Source organism: Tychonema sp. LEGE 06208, assembly GCF_015207505.1.
GTDB lineage: Bacteria > Cyanobacteriota > Cyanobacteriia > Cyanobacteriales > Microcoleaceae > Microcoleus.
Genome location: NZ_JADEWT010000010.1, coordinates 1 through 15,214, shown reverse-complemented (window position 1 = coordinate 15,214; position 15,214 = coordinate 1). Strand labels below are relative to the sequence as shown.

At 45.8% G+C, this 15,214-nt stretch carries 16 protein-coding genes; 7 read left to right on the top strand and 9 right to left on the bottom strand.

The genetic code is table 11. From position 1 onward, the window contains the following. Complete coding sequence (locus IQ263_RS04500) at positions 1-489, bottom strand: ATP-binding protein (protein WP_194010121.1); 489 nt, start codon at positions 487-489, stop codon at positions 1-3. A gap of 213 nt (positions 490-702) precedes the next feature. Here IQ263_RS04500 and IQ263_RS04495 point away from each other — a divergent pair, with 213 nt between their 5' ends. Next, positions 703-918 (top strand): hypothetical protein, encoded by a 216-nt coding sequence (locus IQ263_RS04495; RefSeq protein ID WP_194066366.1) that lies wholly within the window; start codon positions 703-705, stop codon positions 916-918. A 247-nt stretch (positions 919-1,165) separates the two neighbouring features. Continuing rightward, a complete protein-coding gene (locus IQ263_RS04490; protein WP_194066365.1) occupies positions 1,166-2,059 on the top strand; it encodes an alpha/beta fold hydrolase in 894 nt (297 codons plus the stop codon). 131 nt (positions 2,060-2,190) lie between these two features. Here the strand turns inward: IQ263_RS04490 and IQ263_RS04485 are convergent, their stop codons facing one another. Together IQ263_RS04485 and IQ263_RS04480 are read right to left on the bottom strand one after the other, a co-directional pair. Then, positions 2,191-2,328: a hypothetical protein gene (locus IQ263_RS04485; RefSeq protein ID WP_194010119.1), complete on the bottom strand. Its 138-nt coding sequence runs from the start codon at positions 2,326-2,328 to the stop codon at positions 2,191-2,193. A 124-nt stretch (positions 2,329-2,452) separates the two neighbouring features. Further along, positions 2,453-4,138 carry a transglutaminase-like domain-containing protein gene (locus IQ263_RS04480; RefSeq protein WP_194066364.1) on the bottom strand — a complete coding sequence of 562 codons (1,686 nt, stop codon included), beginning with the start codon at positions 4,136-4,138 and terminating at the stop codon, positions 2,453-2,455. Between the two features lie 422 nt (positions 4,139-4,560). Here IQ263_RS04480 and IQ263_RS04475 point away from each other — a divergent pair, with 422 nt between their 5' ends. Together IQ263_RS04475 and IQ263_RS04470 are read left to right on the top strand one after the other, a co-directional pair. Further along, the gene (locus tag IQ263_RS04475; RefSeq protein ID WP_194066363.1) at positions 4,561-5,421 is read left to right on the top strand and encodes a DUF928 domain-containing protein; all 861 of its coding nucleotides are present in this window, start codon (positions 4,561-4,563) and stop codon (positions 5,419-5,421) included. Between the two features lie 204 nt (positions 5,422-5,625). Further along, positions 5,626-7,716, top strand: a complete 2,091-nt coding sequence (locus tag IQ263_RS04470) for a ShlB/FhaC/HecB family hemolysin secretion/activation protein (protein ID WP_194066362.1) — start codon at positions 5,626-5,628, stop codon at positions 7,714-7,716. 386 nt (positions 7,717-8,102) lie between these two features. Here IQ263_RS04470 and IQ263_RS04465 read toward each other — a convergent pair whose 3' ends face one another. The 4 genes from IQ263_RS04465 to IQ263_RS04450 form a co-directional block, all read right to left on the bottom strand. Continuing rightward, positions 8,103-8,501 carry an alr0857 family protein gene (locus IQ263_RS04465; protein WP_194066361.1) on the bottom strand — a complete coding sequence of 133 codons (399 nt, stop codon included), beginning with the start codon at positions 8,499-8,501 and terminating at the stop codon, positions 8,103-8,105. A gap of 314 nt (positions 8,502-8,815) precedes the next feature. Then, a complete protein-coding gene (locus IQ263_RS04460) occupies positions 8,816-9,331 on the bottom strand; it encodes an HNH endonuclease (protein WP_194066360.1) in 516 nt (171 codons plus the stop codon). Between the two features lie 162 nt (positions 9,332-9,493). Continuing rightward, complete coding sequence (locus tag IQ263_RS04455; protein WP_194066359.1) at positions 9,494-9,676, bottom strand: hypothetical protein; 183 nt, start codon at positions 9,674-9,676, stop codon at positions 9,494-9,496. A gap of 28 nt (positions 9,677-9,704) precedes the next feature. Further along, positions 9,705-10,028 (bottom strand): hypothetical protein, encoded by a 324-nt coding sequence (locus IQ263_RS04450; RefSeq protein WP_194066358.1) that lies wholly within the window; start codon positions 10,026-10,028, stop codon positions 9,705-9,707. 26 nt (positions 10,029-10,054) lie between these two features. On the opposite strand from IQ263_RS04450, the gene IQ263_RS04445 reads away from it, so the two are divergent. After that, positions 10,055-10,390, top strand: coding sequence for a ribbon-helix-helix domain-containing protein (locus tag IQ263_RS04445; RefSeq protein ID WP_194012344.1), 336 nt, complete (start codon positions 10,055-10,057; stop codon positions 10,388-10,390). 184 nt (positions 10,391-10,574) lie between these two features. Further along, entirely contained in the window at positions 10,575-11,927 is a 1,353-nt protein-coding gene (locus IQ263_RS04440; RefSeq protein WP_333193310.1) for a D-alanyl-D-alanine carboxypeptidase, read from the top strand. 240 nt (positions 11,928-12,167) lie between these two features. On the opposite strand, the gene IQ263_RS04435 is transcribed toward IQ263_RS04440, so the two are convergent. Beyond that, complete coding sequence (locus IQ263_RS04435) at positions 12,168-12,911, bottom strand: TylF/MycF/NovP-related O-methyltransferase (RefSeq protein ID WP_194066357.1); 744 nt, start codon at positions 12,909-12,911, stop codon at positions 12,168-12,170. Positions 12,912-13,356: 445 nt separating this feature from the next. Here IQ263_RS04435 and IQ263_RS04430 point away from each other — a divergent pair, with 445 nt between their 5' ends. Beyond that, positions 13,357-13,494, top strand: coding sequence for a hypothetical protein (locus tag IQ263_RS04430; protein ID WP_194066356.1), 138 nt, complete (start codon positions 13,357-13,359; stop codon positions 13,492-13,494). Between the two features lie 186 nt (positions 13,495-13,680). Here IQ263_RS04430 and IQ263_RS04425 read toward each other — a convergent pair whose 3' ends face one another. After that, positions 13,681-14,784 (bottom strand): N-acetylmuramoyl-L-alanine amidase-like domain-containing protein, encoded by a 1,104-nt coding sequence (locus tag IQ263_RS04425; protein WP_194066355.1) that lies wholly within the window; start codon positions 14,782-14,784, stop codon positions 13,681-13,683. Between the last annotated feature and the right edge of the window lie 430 nt (positions 14,785-15,214).

Sequence of the window (15,214 nt, the reverse complement as noted above, 5' to 3'; positions counted from 1 at the left end):
TTAGTGCAAACGAGGCAGCCGGTAGCGACTGGAAACTTCTTTGCACAGCCGTAACTCTGTACCTTGAGAATTCCACTCTACCCGATCGAATATTTGGTAAAGAATAAACAGCCCCCTACCACATTCTTGTTCCACATGGGGGAGTGCAGAGTTATCTGCAACATCCTCTGCTATGAGACTGTCAAAATTATCGGTATCAAGATCGCAACCGCAAGGAGTTTTAAAGCCAGCACCTTCATCCGATATCACCCACCAGTATTGGTTTTGGACGATCGAAAAACGGACTCCAACTGTTTTACTGGGGTCTAACTTGTTTCCATGCTTAGCCGCATTTACCAAAGCTTCTTGAAGCCCTAACCGCAATTCCGCTTGCCACCGCTGTGGAACCTCTGCTAGGAGCAGATCCAAAACAGGACAAAGGTATAGGGTAGAAGCGAAGCTAATCGTAATCCAATTGCGTCCGGTCGGACGGGTTGAAATAGCAATCACTCAGAAAACTCCCTAACTTTCAGGTGGATGAACTTCACACCCTGCATAAGTTGGCTCCCTAGTATTCAAAATGCTAATTAATTGAGCTGCGCCACTCTATTTCTATCTTAGAGTATTTGAGCATTTAAGCAAAGCAAACAACGTCACAAAATATTCTGCGATTCTCAGAAACGAATAGCGGCAACCCTCAGTAATTTTACTTATCAGTTTCACTTGCACCAGATTTTTGATCTCGGATCGAGGCAACTCACGGGCGATCGCCGCGACATCTCCCAAGCCGCAAACAGTCGCGGTACGAAACGATCCCCAGCCATAAACAATCTAAAATATCTATTAAAACATCGAGCCCTAGAACCATCGCCGATCGCGCCAGACTCTCTCGCCCCACAGAGCGATCTGGCCGCTTTAGGGCACGAACATCATACCTAGGTGTGTTGCCATCAAGATCTCATCTATTTCTCCTATGCCGGTCGGCGCAAAAAAATCGCACTGCAGTAATCTTGATTAAATCAATATTTGTTACAAAACTTATTTCACATGAGTCAAGAACTCGCGATCGCCCAACCGGCCAAAATTGACAAATCCTTTGCTGGCGAATCTCATGCGCGTTTACCGAACTTTGTAAATCTGAACGTCGCGATACAATAGTTAAAGTAAATAATTATTTCTTTACATTATGCAAACCACCCCAACCATCACCACAGCCCCTATAGCAGGCACTTACTGGCAGTGGCGGGGCCATTCAGTGTACTACGTCCGATCCGGCGATCGGCATCTCGAACACCCTCCCTTGCTGTTAATTCACGGTTTTGGCGCGTCCACAGACCATTGGCGCAAAAATATCAGCGGCCTGAGCAAAGACTTTGAAGTCTGGGCGATCGACCTGATCGGATTTGGGCGATCGGCAAAACCCGAAATCCAGTACAGCGGCGACCTCTGGCGCGACCAACTCCACGACTTCATCACCAACGTCATCGGCCGGCCCGCCGTCCTCGCCGGCAACTCCCTCGGAGGCTACGCCGCCTTGTGTGTCGCCGCCCAGCGTCCCGAATCAGCCGCCGGACTCATCTTAATCAACAGCGCCGGCCCCTTCAGCGAACCCCAACCGGCACCCGAAGCCCCGCCCGTGCAAAAAGCTATATCTGTGGTAGCTAAAACCTTATTCCAGCAAGATTGGGCAAGTTTTCTGCTGTTCCAGTACGCGCGCCAGCGATCGACAATTCGGAAAACTCTAGAAAAAGTGTATCTCGACCAAAGCGCCGTCACAGACCAATTAGTAGAAGAAATTTACCTTCCCTCCTGCGATCCCGGTGCACCCAAAGTATTCGCCTCCGTATTCCGAACGCCCCAAGGTGAAAAGATCGACCTATTGCTGAGTCAATTAACCTCTCCGCTGCTGATGCTGTGGGGAGAAGGCGATCCGTGGATGAATTCTGCAGACAGAAGCGCCAAATTTCGCCAACACTATCCGCAGTTGACAGAACACTTTATCAAAGCCGGTCACTGTCCCCATGACGAAGTACCGGAACAGGTAAACGAACTGATTCGCGGATGGATAATTAACCAATAGTCGATCGGCATCAACTCTGTTAATCTCCGTTAATCTGCGGTAAAAATACCTCAACCAAAAAACAAGACGACCTATTGGGGTCGTCTTATTTTATTTAATAAAAAATGCAATTTGTCAATAGCAAACAGCGACTATTTTTTCCGTTTAGCCTTATCTAACCGCCTGCGATCGCGCCACTCAACCGAAGTCAAATATGCAACCCCGCCTGTGACAGTCACCAGCAGTACAAAGGCCACTAAAACGAGAAAATTAGCAATAGAAAATTCCACAACCCCTCCTGCTTGGCTTAGATTTGAGATTATGTGCGATCGCACAACCGCAATCAAATTAGTTTGTAACGAGGAATATAAGTCCTCATCAAACTCTGCAGACTCGCATTCCTCACTACAAACCTTACAACAACTCTTCCAAAATTGTAAACCGGACATGATTAATTGCCAAAGTCCCCACGGAAACATCCTCCTTCTTCAGAGGAACGCCCCCGCTGGTGAGACTTTGAAACCGAATTCCCTTGCCAATTTCTACGTGGTACCAAGCTAAGCCCATAAAAAATCTCAAAGGATAAGGGCCTCTGTCTTGAATATCATCGGGATTAGATTCCATCGGTACCCAGCCAAAGCCCGGAATATAAAACTCCAGCCAAACATGATTGAAATCAGGTTCCAGCGGCACACCTTTTCTGTCAGCAAAAGCCGGACACTTGTAACGCCCAATTGTGCGGCAAGCAATCCCGTTTAACCTTGCCAAAGCCAACAATAACCCTACGTACTCGCCACAAGAACCGATGCCGCGCCGCAGTACAATATCGGGTGTATCTATGTGAGGTCTGATTCCGTAAGAAAGTTGGTCGTAAACAAAATTGCGAATGCTCAACAATTGCCTGAGAATGTTAGTTTCTGTGCCAATTGAGGCCACCGCAGCCGATCGCACAATCTCCGTATCCATCGCCAAATTATCATTATCCACCAAATACTTAGCTTCAAACTCCGGCGACAGTTTTGGAATTTTTTCCACATCCCGAGGCGACAATTGATACTTAATCGATCGCACTTCCAACAAAGCCTTCCAGCCAAAAATTCGCCGTTCCCCCTTCATCAGGCGATCGAACTTAAACACCGCCACCCGTTCCCCTTCCTGAATTTCCTCAGTAAAAGGCATCCCGACTGGCGTAATTTTCCTCACCTTTTGCCGGTGAGTTTCCGAAGGTAAAGCAATCCGCCACTCCAAATTGTCGATTTCTACCTCATCCAGAGGAGACAGTTCCTCCACATAGGACATTTCTATCAAAAAACCGTTTGACAAAGCGTAGCATTCTGCCTCATTGTAGTGAAAAGACAAAGGGTGAATAAAAGTGCGATCGCGCTTCGTCAACTGAAAAGGATCTTCCGAATTCGGGTCATCCCGGATATAAAGCTCATCGCCCGCATAAGCCACGTAGAGAACCTCTTCTCCCGTCTCTGAATCCTTGTGAAAAGCCAAACCAGAAGGATATTCAAAGGGAGTCAAAATGCTAAATTTAATTTCTCCTGTGGCCCGTTCCAAACAGTAAACAGTTTGCTCGGTTTTGTCGCAAATCCAAATTTCCTCATCCCGGATTGTGATATTTTCTACTCCGATACCCGGAGCAAAAAATCGAGTAATTTCCCGACCAGTTTTCCCGTCAAAAACCAGAATATAGCCCAATCTCTGGCAAGTCACGTAAAGCGTAGATTGCCAAATCGCAATCCCGTCAACTGGATAAGAAAGGGAAACAAAATGTTCCGGTTTGAGTTGTGCGATCGCCCCATCGCGAATTGCACCCGGACAGCAACAAATATCCTGACCTCGCGCAAACCAGAGAGTATCTTCCCAAATAGCCAGCCCGGTTGCGCCCGCAAACTTAACCGTTTGATAAGGATTCAAAACAGTAGTGTTGTCAGTTTCTCGATCGATCTCCAATAGCAGCCCTTCGGCGCGATCGACACCGAACAACCGATTTCCCAAAAAAGCAATGCCGTGCAGTGCAGATACACCGATCGGTCTGACCATTCGCAGCCCCGAAGGCTGTTTGTCCGAGATAACTGGTGAATCGAGGTTCATGCTAAATTTCTTGTCGGTATTGTACAGAAAACTTGACTTTTGACTTGTAGCCGATCGCTTGAGATCCACCGGTCTTCATTACCGAGATTCCCGGTCTCCAAAACTAACGCATCAACCGGGTTTGTTTACGAAAATACAAGTTTTAGCCTGTCGTCGTAGTTAAAAAACCCGGAATATTAGTCATTGTCAAAATTGGGTGTAACAAGGTCAACCCAACTTGCTGCTGTGAATGCAGCTAAGTATAACCACTAAACCACCGCGCCAAAACGCTACACAGAATTCTATTTCCGTCACAGCAGCCAAACTAATCGTATCTGTCTGAACATATAAATTAAGTACAACAGATTACTATATCCGCCAAAACCTTGGGTAGAATAAAAATGTGCATCGAGTTCTTAGGTTCATCAGAAGGCAGGTTCATCATGGCTTGGAAGTCTGCTCTCAATACCAGCGCCCTTTCTTTAATTCTGTCTTTACAGGCAGTTGGCACCGGTAGTTTCTTTATACCAGCGGAGGCTATCAACAGCCCCGCAAAAAGCGTCCACCGCCCCTCAACACCGCAGCTACCCCTCAACTTGCAAACAGCTCAACCCCCCGGACAGACGGGAAACAGAACCAACAGCAAGCAACCCGGAGCCGCTTGGAATAACTTTCAACCGCCGGAACAGGGAGTACCCGGAAGGCGGGAAGGGGGAGGAACCAGGGGCTTAGTCTGCCCCACTCCGATCACAGCCTTGATTCCCCAATCAACTATGGGGCAAACCATATCAGGAAAGCCGACATTTTTCTACTACATTCCCGCAGCCGTTGACAAAACAGTTCAGTTTGAGTTAGCAGACGAAAGTGACAAAACAGTATACAAAAAAAGTTTTCGGATGGTAACTAGCCGTGGTGGTATCGTTAGCGTCAGCCTAGGCTCCGACGGCAACTCGCCAGCCCTGGAAGTGGGCAAAAACTATCAATGGTACTTTACTATCAAATGTAGCCCGCAAAGCTATACAGATGATGTTCTCGTGTCCGGGTGGATCAACCGCACCGCACTCGCCCCAACAGTGAAAACACAGTTGGATCGATCGCCCGACAGTCACGCCAAGCTCAGCATCTTCGCCCAACAAGGTCTCTGGTACGAGTACCTGGCAACTCTAGCTCAACTGCGCCTAGAGTCTCCCAGCGATACCAGTTTAGCCACCAAGTGGTCAGAAGTGTTAAGCTCGGTCGAACTCGGCAAAATCGCCCAAGCACCATTAGTCGCCAGTGAGTTAACACCCATAACCAAAAAATAATTCTATTTGTGCGCGGCGTACCAAAAACTCGGTTTCGAGGGCGGTATCTGCCAGCGCCACAGATGATTTTGGGGGTGTTGGGGGTTTGTTTGTCGATCGTCCTGAATAAATTCAAATTTTTGTGTTCATGAGCATTTCAGCTTCGCTTGCCTCTTGAAAGCCGGACTGTTCAAATTTTTATAGTAAAATTGCGCCCAATACTAAATGGTAAACTTGCAGAGTCAAGCAGAAGACAAACTTATTTTACAAAACACATTAATTATGCGCCCGAGAGCAAATATTGCAATATTTCGGTTGGGGATTTCACTTCTAACAGCCCTTCCTATCGCTTGCTTTTATGCCAATAAAGCTATATCCCAAATAAATGATATTTCTCAGTTTTCGGCCGCTGACAACTCAGCAAATACGGACAACGAAGCATTAGCACTCCAAAAACTGGAAATCCAACAAGATGAAACTGCAACCAACTTAAATCAACTCCCCGATTTTCCCGAAAGCAGCCCGATCGAGAATCAGCCCGATCGCTGTTCTACAATTAATCAAACAGATTGTGATACGCGCCTGTCGCCCGAAGCCAAAAATTTCGCAGACAGCCAGCCAAAATGTCATAACCCCCTAGATTGCAATGTTTTAGCCCAAAACCAACCCCAGACACCTCCAAACCTGCCACCGCCCCCGACTCAACCAGATCCAAATCGCGATCGATTTCTGCAACCAGTCCCGCAGCCTTCCCCACAACCTCCCCAAACACCACCAACAGTTGCGCCCCAACCCCCGTCACCAGTTCCGCAGCCGCTGCCGAATACGATAATTCAGGTGCAGAAAATTGAAGTAGTTGGCAGCACCATATTAAGTGAAGACGAAATTAACGCCTTAATCAAGCCGTTTGAGGGCCGTTCTGCCACCCTAGAACAGATCCAACAAATCGCCGACAAAATTACCGAAATTTACCTCAGTCGCGGGTACATCACTTCCAGAGCAGTCTTGCCACCCCAAACTATCACCGCAGGGGTAGTCAAAATTCAAGCGATCGAAGGCAAGCTAGCCCGAATTGAGGTAGAAGGAAATAAAAGAGTGCATAAAAGTTACATCCGCAGCCGAATTCGACTCGGTGCCGGAATACCTTTAAGCACATCTTCATTAGAAAACCAACTCCGGCTGCTGCGAGTCGATCCTTTATTCGACAATGTAGAAGCCAGTCTGCGGGCTGGAGATAATGCAGCCGAGAGCATTCTGATCGTCAGAGTGACCGAAGCTAATCCGTTTCAATCTAGTTTCAGCTTTGACAACTACTCGCCTCCCAGCGTCGGTTCCGAAAGATTGGGGGTAAGTGTGCGGCATCGCAATATCACAGGAAATGGCGACGAACTGGCGGCGGCTTATTACCGATCGCTAGGCGATTCAGACTTGTTCGATTTCAGTTACCGCATCCCGCTAAATGCCATGAACGGCACTTTGCAACTGAGGGCGGCACCGAACCGCAACAGTATTGTACAAGCACCTTTTGACGCTTTTGATATTTCAGGAAAATCGCATTTATTTGAATTAAGTTACCGCCAGCCGCTGCGGAGAACGCCGAGGGAAGAATTTGCCTTATCTGCCGGTGTTACTTATCAGACAAGCAGAACTTTTCTCGCCGGCGAACCGTTTCCTTTTGGCATCGGCCCGGACTCCAAGGGTGTCAGCACTACCACTGCAATTAAGCTGGGACAGGACTACATTCGGCGCGACCCGCAGGGTGCTTGGGCCTTGCGATCGCAATTTACGATCGGCACTAGCTTGTTTGATGCTACTCAAAACGAAGGTTCTGTCCCTGACGGACAATTTTTGAGTTGGCTTGGTCAAGTGCAGCGAGTACAGCGATTGAACGACAAACATTTATTAATTTTGCAATCAGATTTACAGTTGTCTGCTAATAGTTTGTTACCTTCCCAGCAATTTGTAATTGGTGGCGGACAATCTTTGCGCGGCTACCGCCAAAATGCCCGTTCTGGCGATAACGGCTTCCGAGTGTCGGTCGAGGATCGGATTGCTTTGCAGCGCGATGCTTCGGGAAATCCCAAACTTCAATTAGCGCCTTTTTTGGATGCGGGTACGGTGTGGAATAATCCCAACAATCCTAATAAATTAACGAATCAGAGATTTTTAGGTGGTGTGGGTTTGGGGGTAATTTGGCAACCGATACCGCAGGTGAACCTGCGCGTAGATTACGCTTTTCCTTTGGTGAGAATTAGCGATAAAGGCGACAATTTGCAAGATAACGGCATTTACTTCAACCTAATTTATACGCCATGATCGCAGCGGGAGCATCTCTGTCGGAAAACAGCCCAGCTAGAAATTGGAGACAGGAGACAGGAGGAAAGAGGAGACAGGAGACAGGAGGAAAGAGGAAGAAAGAAGGAGTCAAAAGAAGTGTTTTTACAAATATTCAGATGCTCCAAAAATATTGATTTCAACATCTGACCAATCACCAATCACCAATCACCAATCACCAATCACTAATAACAAATCACTAATGACCAATGACTAATGACTAATGACCAATGACTAATGACTAATGACTTCATCATCTGACCAATCACTAATGACTAATGACTAATAACTAATGACCAATGACTAATGACTAATAACTAATGACTAATGACTAATGACTAATGACTAATGACTTCATCTATCCGATATTAATCGCCAACTTCCCCGACAACCTCCGCAGCAGCCTGAGTTTCCAGCCAGAGTTTGAGCAGCAATCGCTCGGCCCGATCGCCCAAAACAGTCGCAAACACGCCCTGGGCCCCCTCAGACGCGTCATAAATCCACGTACCGCGCAGAGTCACTTCCACAAAATCAGCATCAGCAACACAAAGATCGATCGCCTCGCTATCATTTCGGCGGGCCTCAGATTCCAACAGAGACAGCGCCGGCAAATTCGCCGGCAGCAAAAATGCCGCAGTGCTCGGTTCGACGCTGATGCTTTGACCAACTCGCATAGCCAGCACAACTCGCAGCGCCACTAACTGTTCGGGAGATTGAGCCAAACGCTCTAGATTAAAGCCCGTTTCAGTGTAAGTCAACTTCAGCATATTGACAGCCCTAAATTTGAAATTGAAAGTTGGTCAGTAGTCAGTAGTCAGTAGTCATTAGTCATTAGTTGTTAGTTGTTAGTCATTAGTCATTAGTCATTAGTCATTAGTCATTGGTTCGCGCATTACGCATGGGCAGTGAGAAACCTGGTTTATACACGAATTTTGGGACGACTCACCAGCAATGTACTAAGAAACCTCGTTTCTGGGGTCGCAAATGCGATCGCGAAATACAGTTGTTAGTTGTCAGTTGTTTTTGATTGACTAATGACCAATGACCAATGACTAATGACTAATGACTAATGACAAATTTCCTATTCCCCAATTTGGTATTCGTGCCAAAACATTTCGGAAAAAGCCACAGTGGGGTGCATAGGAGACTTCGGTTTAGTTCGCAAAGGCATTTGAGCTTCTATGGGAGTTCGATCGCCCTTACGAGAGTTGCATCCTTCGCAAGCAGTCACCACGTTGTCCCAAGTATGCAGCCCGCCCTTCGAGCGAGGCATGACGTGATCCAGCGTCAACTGTCGGTTGCTGCCGCAGTATTGACAAGAATGAGCGTCGCGGCGCAGGACTTCCCGGCGATTGACCGGTGGCACTTTCCAAAGGCGTTCGCTGTTGGCAAAAGTCAAGCGGATGTGTTCGGGTACGTGGATGCTGGTAGTGGGCGATCGCACCAGCCAGCCATTGCCGGTGCTATAATCCAGAGCTTGGGCCTTGCCTGTTACCAAAAGTACGATCGCCCGTTTGATGTTGACACGGCTCATCGGTAGGTAATTCTGGGAAAACACCACCACAGATTGCCTCAATACATCAGTTAGTACGGTCACGGCTGCCTCCTCTTCATTAGGATTTTAGATTGAAGAATTTAAATTTTTTTGACTTCGCTCAAAACAAGTTTTAGATTTGGGATTTTGGGTTTTTTACCAGCATGATTAGATTTTAGATTTGGGATTTGTGGATGTTTCACCAGCATTGTGAGATTGAAGAATTTAAAATTTTTCGACTTCGCTCAAAACAAGTTTTAGATTTAGGATTTTGGGTATTGCACCAGCATTGGCTGAATCTGGTTTTTTGCCAGTTTCCCAAGCCTTTCCCAATTTCTCAAATATCCAATCAAATGCCCCCGCTTCTGTCGTACAGAAGCGGGGGCCAAAAAAACTGCTTTCATGCAAATTTTCATCCTGTATCGGTACAGTTTTTTTAGCTGTACCTCCCGCTTCGCGTATCTTTCTCTGGCTGTGCCACTCCCAGACCGTCCCGGTCTACCTGGTTGTAATTAATTTCTGCATTTTGTCTTAATCCACTATAACCGGGTTTAATTGGGCTTATACGCGCCCGCGAGATTGCTGTGACGGTGACAAAACTCGCCATCAAGACGCGCAGTGACGAGTCGCTGCAACCCCAAGGGCGATCGCCGCGCTGCGGTTGATAGGTGGAATTGGTGGAGAGAAATATCACAGTAAGCACAAAGCGATCGGAGACCTTTAAATCTAGCTTTAAACATACTACACTGATATTACACATATGTCTACCTGTCACGGAGAAAAATAATGCATACCTTACCTAGAACGTCAACCACCGAAATGGAAGTCACCAGCATTCGACTAGAAAGAGAACTCAAGGAGAGACTCAAAGAGCTCGCCGGGAATCAAGGCTATCAAGCTTTGATTCGAGATTTGCTCTGGAATTACGTCCAGCAGAAGTCTGGAGAGTATCGCCAGATGTTTTGCAGAGAGGATATTCGAGCCAGTATTAATGCCACAGCACAGCAAGAGGAACGCTGCGCGCTTACAGGAGAAGCAATCCGAGTTAATGAGCCGATGTTATTAGGCCTGACGATGCACGGGGAAATGGTGCCGCTGAGTATGGGAAGTATGGCTGGATAAACCAGTTTACCCTTGAATTTGCCCGGCCTGGGGTGAAGGCCCCAGGCGCTGAATATCCAATCCCGAAGCATTGGGGGAATATCTATTTAACGAAAGCAAGAAGACGCGAAGTGCGCGGAGGAAGATAAGAGAAGGAAGAGGTGCAGCTAATGCTAAACTTTCCATCGGGTGTGCCGCAGGATGAATGGTCAATTTGATGGAAAAAATTAAGGTAATGCTGAAAAACCGCTACTTGACTGCTGTAAGTTCGATCGCCATTCTCACAATTATTACCGGATGCGCCGCTACGGAATCACCCCAACTTGCAACTCCCTCTCCTGTAGCCGAATCTTCCCCGCCGCCGGTTAAACCGAGTCAGCCGTTAACAGTCTCTGTCAACAATCCTGAAACCGCCACAAATACCAAAATTCAGCAATATCTCAACGGATTGACAGCCCAAGGTTCTGCCAAAGAAGACCAAGGAATCTGGATGCAATCGGGTAATACTTTGTTAGCCAACCATCAAGGTACTGTTCCTCTGTCAGCAGCTTCCATTACCAAAGTAGCAACATCTCTGGTAGCCCTGCAAGAATTCGGGCCGGAACATCAATTTATTACTTTAATTAGTACCGACGGGACGATCGAAAACGGCGTATTAAAAGGCGATTTAATTATTCAGGGTAGCGAAGATCCTTTGTTTGTTTGGGAAGAGGCGATCGCCCTCGGTAACACCTTAAATCAAAAAGGCATCAAGCGCATCACTGGTAATTTGATAATTGTCGATAAATTTTACATGAACTTTGAATTAAATCCCCTCAAATCAGGAGAATTGCTCAAACAAGCATTCAACAGTCAAAACTGGCCCAGCGAAGCCGCCGTCCAGTATCAAACACTAGCTCCAAATACCCCAAAACCTCAAATAGTAATTGATGGTACTGTCAAAGTTGTGCCAGCACCTCCCACCAGCGTGCCTTTAGTCAAACATTATTCTTTGCCCCTCACCGAACTGATCAAAAAAATGAATCAGTACAGCAATAATCTCATGGCAGATATGCTCGCCGATAGTGTCGGCGGCGCGAAAATAGTTGCACAAAAAGCAGCAGCAGCAACTGGAGTTCCTCCCGCCGAAATTCAACTCGTCAACGGTTCGGGATTGAGCGAAGATAACCGTATTTCTCCCCGCGCTGCTTGTGCATTGTTTATAGCTTTAGAAGGCTATCTTAAACCTTACAGCATGACAGTTGCCGATGTCTTAACTGTAGTTGGAAAAGATGAAGGAATCCTTTCTGAACGACCGTTGCCAAAATTAGCAGTAGTCAAATCTGGCACGTTGGACAATGTTAGCGCTTTGGGCGGAGCGCTGCCAACTCAAAAACAGGAAACAGTATGGTTTGTTATTATGAATCGAGGGGCAAATGTCGAGGAATTCCGCACTCAGCAAGAGGTTTTGCTGAAAAGCTTTTTGAAGGATTGGGGAACTGTTCAAGCCTCACCGGCGGAATTAACGCCAAATCCTGCTAGAAAGAGTAAGGTATCTCGCAACGAAATTATCAATTAATTTGGTTTGTAGTCAGGAGTTTCGTCCTTGATTGTTAAGTAGCGTAAGGTTAGCCACAAGCACCTAGCCCGCTTAGGGATGCAATGGACGGATTTGCGTCATTATTAGGTGTTGGCGATCGGCAATAAACCAGATTTATTACCGATCGCCCAATTCCGAGGAGTTCCCTATTCACGAAGGTGATGAAACACTCTAACGATAGAAACACCCGATTATTATCCCCATAAAACTGCTCTGTCTCTACAACTTGCGAAAATAGCCGTTGGAATACTCACAAGCATAGAGTACAGAGACTTTTTCAGGCTTGTCTTTAAAAAACTCGTCACAAGCACGTTTTACACCAGGCGATTTGAATGGCTCAGCAGTATATGGACGTGAAAACACCTTTTCATCATAATAAATGCCAAATAAGCAAATAGCTCCTGGCGTTAGACGCTCGTACACATAGGGCAGTACATATTTAGTAGAGCTATATATATCGCCGTCCACAATTGCAAAGCTTATCCGATCGGGAAGACATGAAGGAACAGTATCCTCGAACCATCCTTTATGAATATGTGGTAGATCCAGTCCAACATCGGAAAAATTCTTTTTGAATTTGTCGAGTTTAGCTGTCATCGAACCTTGAGCGTATATTCCATCTTTTATATCGTCTTCTTGTAGTTTTGGAAGCCCTTCAAAGCTGTCAAACACATGAAATTGTTTCTCCGGCGCATACTCATTCAGAATTTTTTGGATCACAATGGAGCTTTCGCCCGCATTACAACCCACTTCGACAACATCACCATCTACTTTGTATGCTGCTGTTTGGCTCGCCAAATGAAAAATATTCATTCGAGCTTCTATACTTGCCATACCAGGCGTTTTTGGAATAACTTGACCGTTCAATTGCAATTTATTCAATACCCGATTAGCCAAGCGATGGCGTTTGCGTGGAGTCCGGTGATCCCAATCAAAATAAGTTGCAATGAAAGTATTGTCCATGTCGTTTACTAGATGAAATTGTGAATAGTGGTTTAGAGAATGGATGACTTCACTTATAATTCTTGCGTCAGCAGCATAGCAGTGGAACCAAATTACATAGTTTTGAAGAGCGGTCGAAAAAACTTTTTGGAACCGGCTAATAGCAAGGACTTTAAGTAGAAGAAATGAAAATCCTCTCTTTGCCAAGAAGTTGAAGAACGCTCACTTCATTGAGACTAGAGATAGAGTAGCGAAAGAAAATGTTGCTACCTGAGATACTCCAAATTGGTTTACTTCTCTAGAATTACACGCAATTATGAAATCAGCATGAAATGCCGATCGCTGCAAAGCATGAAATTATCTCCTTTTCAGAAGAAAGAGGCAATTAAGCTGTTGCGGTATTTAAATTTTATGTAAAAAACAATAAAACAATGAGTGGGCCGTTGCTCTGAGCATCACCCTGAATATGCAATGTTTATTTGCGCGACAGCTTAGCAGCTTTGCTTGCGAGAATTTTATCGGCTATATTTTGGGGTGTATTGTGGAGTGGGTTTTGGTGGTTTGTCTGAAGCATAAAATCATGCAAAAATACCAAAAGTTATAACAGGTTTTTAGTAAGGGCTTTAGTTTTTTCTGTTGATAACCTCAGATATCATCTGGGAGCATCTCATATTTGTAAAAATACTTCTTTTGACTCCTTCTTTCTTCCTCTTTCCTCCTGTCTCCTGTCTCCTGCCTCCTACCTCCAATTTCTAGCTTGGCTGCAAAAGTGAGATGCTCCCTATCATCTTTATCTGGGATCGATCGCCCTAACGACTACAATGCCGATCGCGCTTTCGACTCTGCTAATATATCTTTGCAAGTCGTAAGCAACTGTCACAGCCCCAGCCGGCGAAGCATGAATTAAGCCCAGATTCCCGTCTGCATTCCTGTACACAAAACCCGTGTGGGTGACATCCAATCCTTTAAGATCCGTGGCTACCGCCACAATATCCCCCGGTTTTAACTGAGAATAAATACTTTTTATCCGATTTGTCGGGATGTAATTAACAATCGTTTTGGCTAAGTCTGCTTCTTGGTTGACTATGCACTGATAAGTTGCTTCGTCTTTGACCATTTGCGGGTAACTGCTGCGGTGCTGGCTCATGAAATTTAGTGTTTTATTCATGGGCACTCCGCCTAATTCAGCGGTGATGTTTTCTACTGTTTTCCGTTTTTGATTGTCGTTAATCCACTCAGAAAAATAGTGCAGGCGGCTGCAATAACCGTTCATTTTACCGTTTACATACCGCTGTTGTTCTAGGCGATTTACAAAGTTTTGATAGTCGTAATCTTTGACGGCTACGCCTCGCGAAATAGCCAAAACGGTTTCGACAAATAAAACGCAATCAAATTTATTTAAAGTTACGATCAACTTTTCTTTGCCGGAATTGTCAAGCAAATTCTCGGCGTAGGGTTTTCCTAGGAAATTGTCGGCGATCGCCTGTAGGATTTCTCCGATCGCGCGATCGGGCAAATTTTGTTGTTTTGCATACTGTACAATCTTTTCAAAACGTGCTATATCTTCGGGTTGTGCAGCATTTTCTCTCGCGGTATTGTCTGAGTCGGCTCCTCTAGCGAGCACTTCGAGCAATTGCGAATAGGAAATTTTAGATAAATTGTTGATTTCCCAAAACAGACTCGGGAAACTGGAAATAGTTTGGTTGTTTATTACGTCCCACTTTTCGCTTTTTTCCGTCAACTGGGCCGCTACATCCGCGCCCTGTGCTTTTGTTGGTCGATCGACAACAGCGACAGCAGGTGGAGGCTGAAATGCCCACACATCCGGTATCAAAGAATTATTCACAATGGCGATCGCAAATCCCCAAATAGCCGGACTCCAAAAATTTCTCATGTTTTTCAAAGGATTTTGCTTTAACCGAGTGCTATCCTGAAATCTTTACAATTATTAGAAGTCTGCATCAGCCTAGAAGAAAGCTCGAATTGGCAGTGGCGGACTCGGCTGATAAGTGTATCAGTCCATTTTAGATTTTAGATTTCAGATTTCAGATTTCAGAAATGAATCTCGGAGGGTCAACTACCCGGCCGCTTCGGGGTTTGTACCTGTTTTTGGGCTTGGTCATTTAAATTAGTTTCCCAAAAGAATCCGACTGTAAGCCCGCGATCCAAACCCTTATATAATCAGTGATTCGCAATTTTCAAATTTCAAATCTAAAATCTAAAATGGTATTATACGCCGACCTATTATAAACTTATCCTGCGAGTTTGATACCACAACACTGTAATGCAAGTAGACCGCCGACGCCCCCCCATCGGGCCCCAAC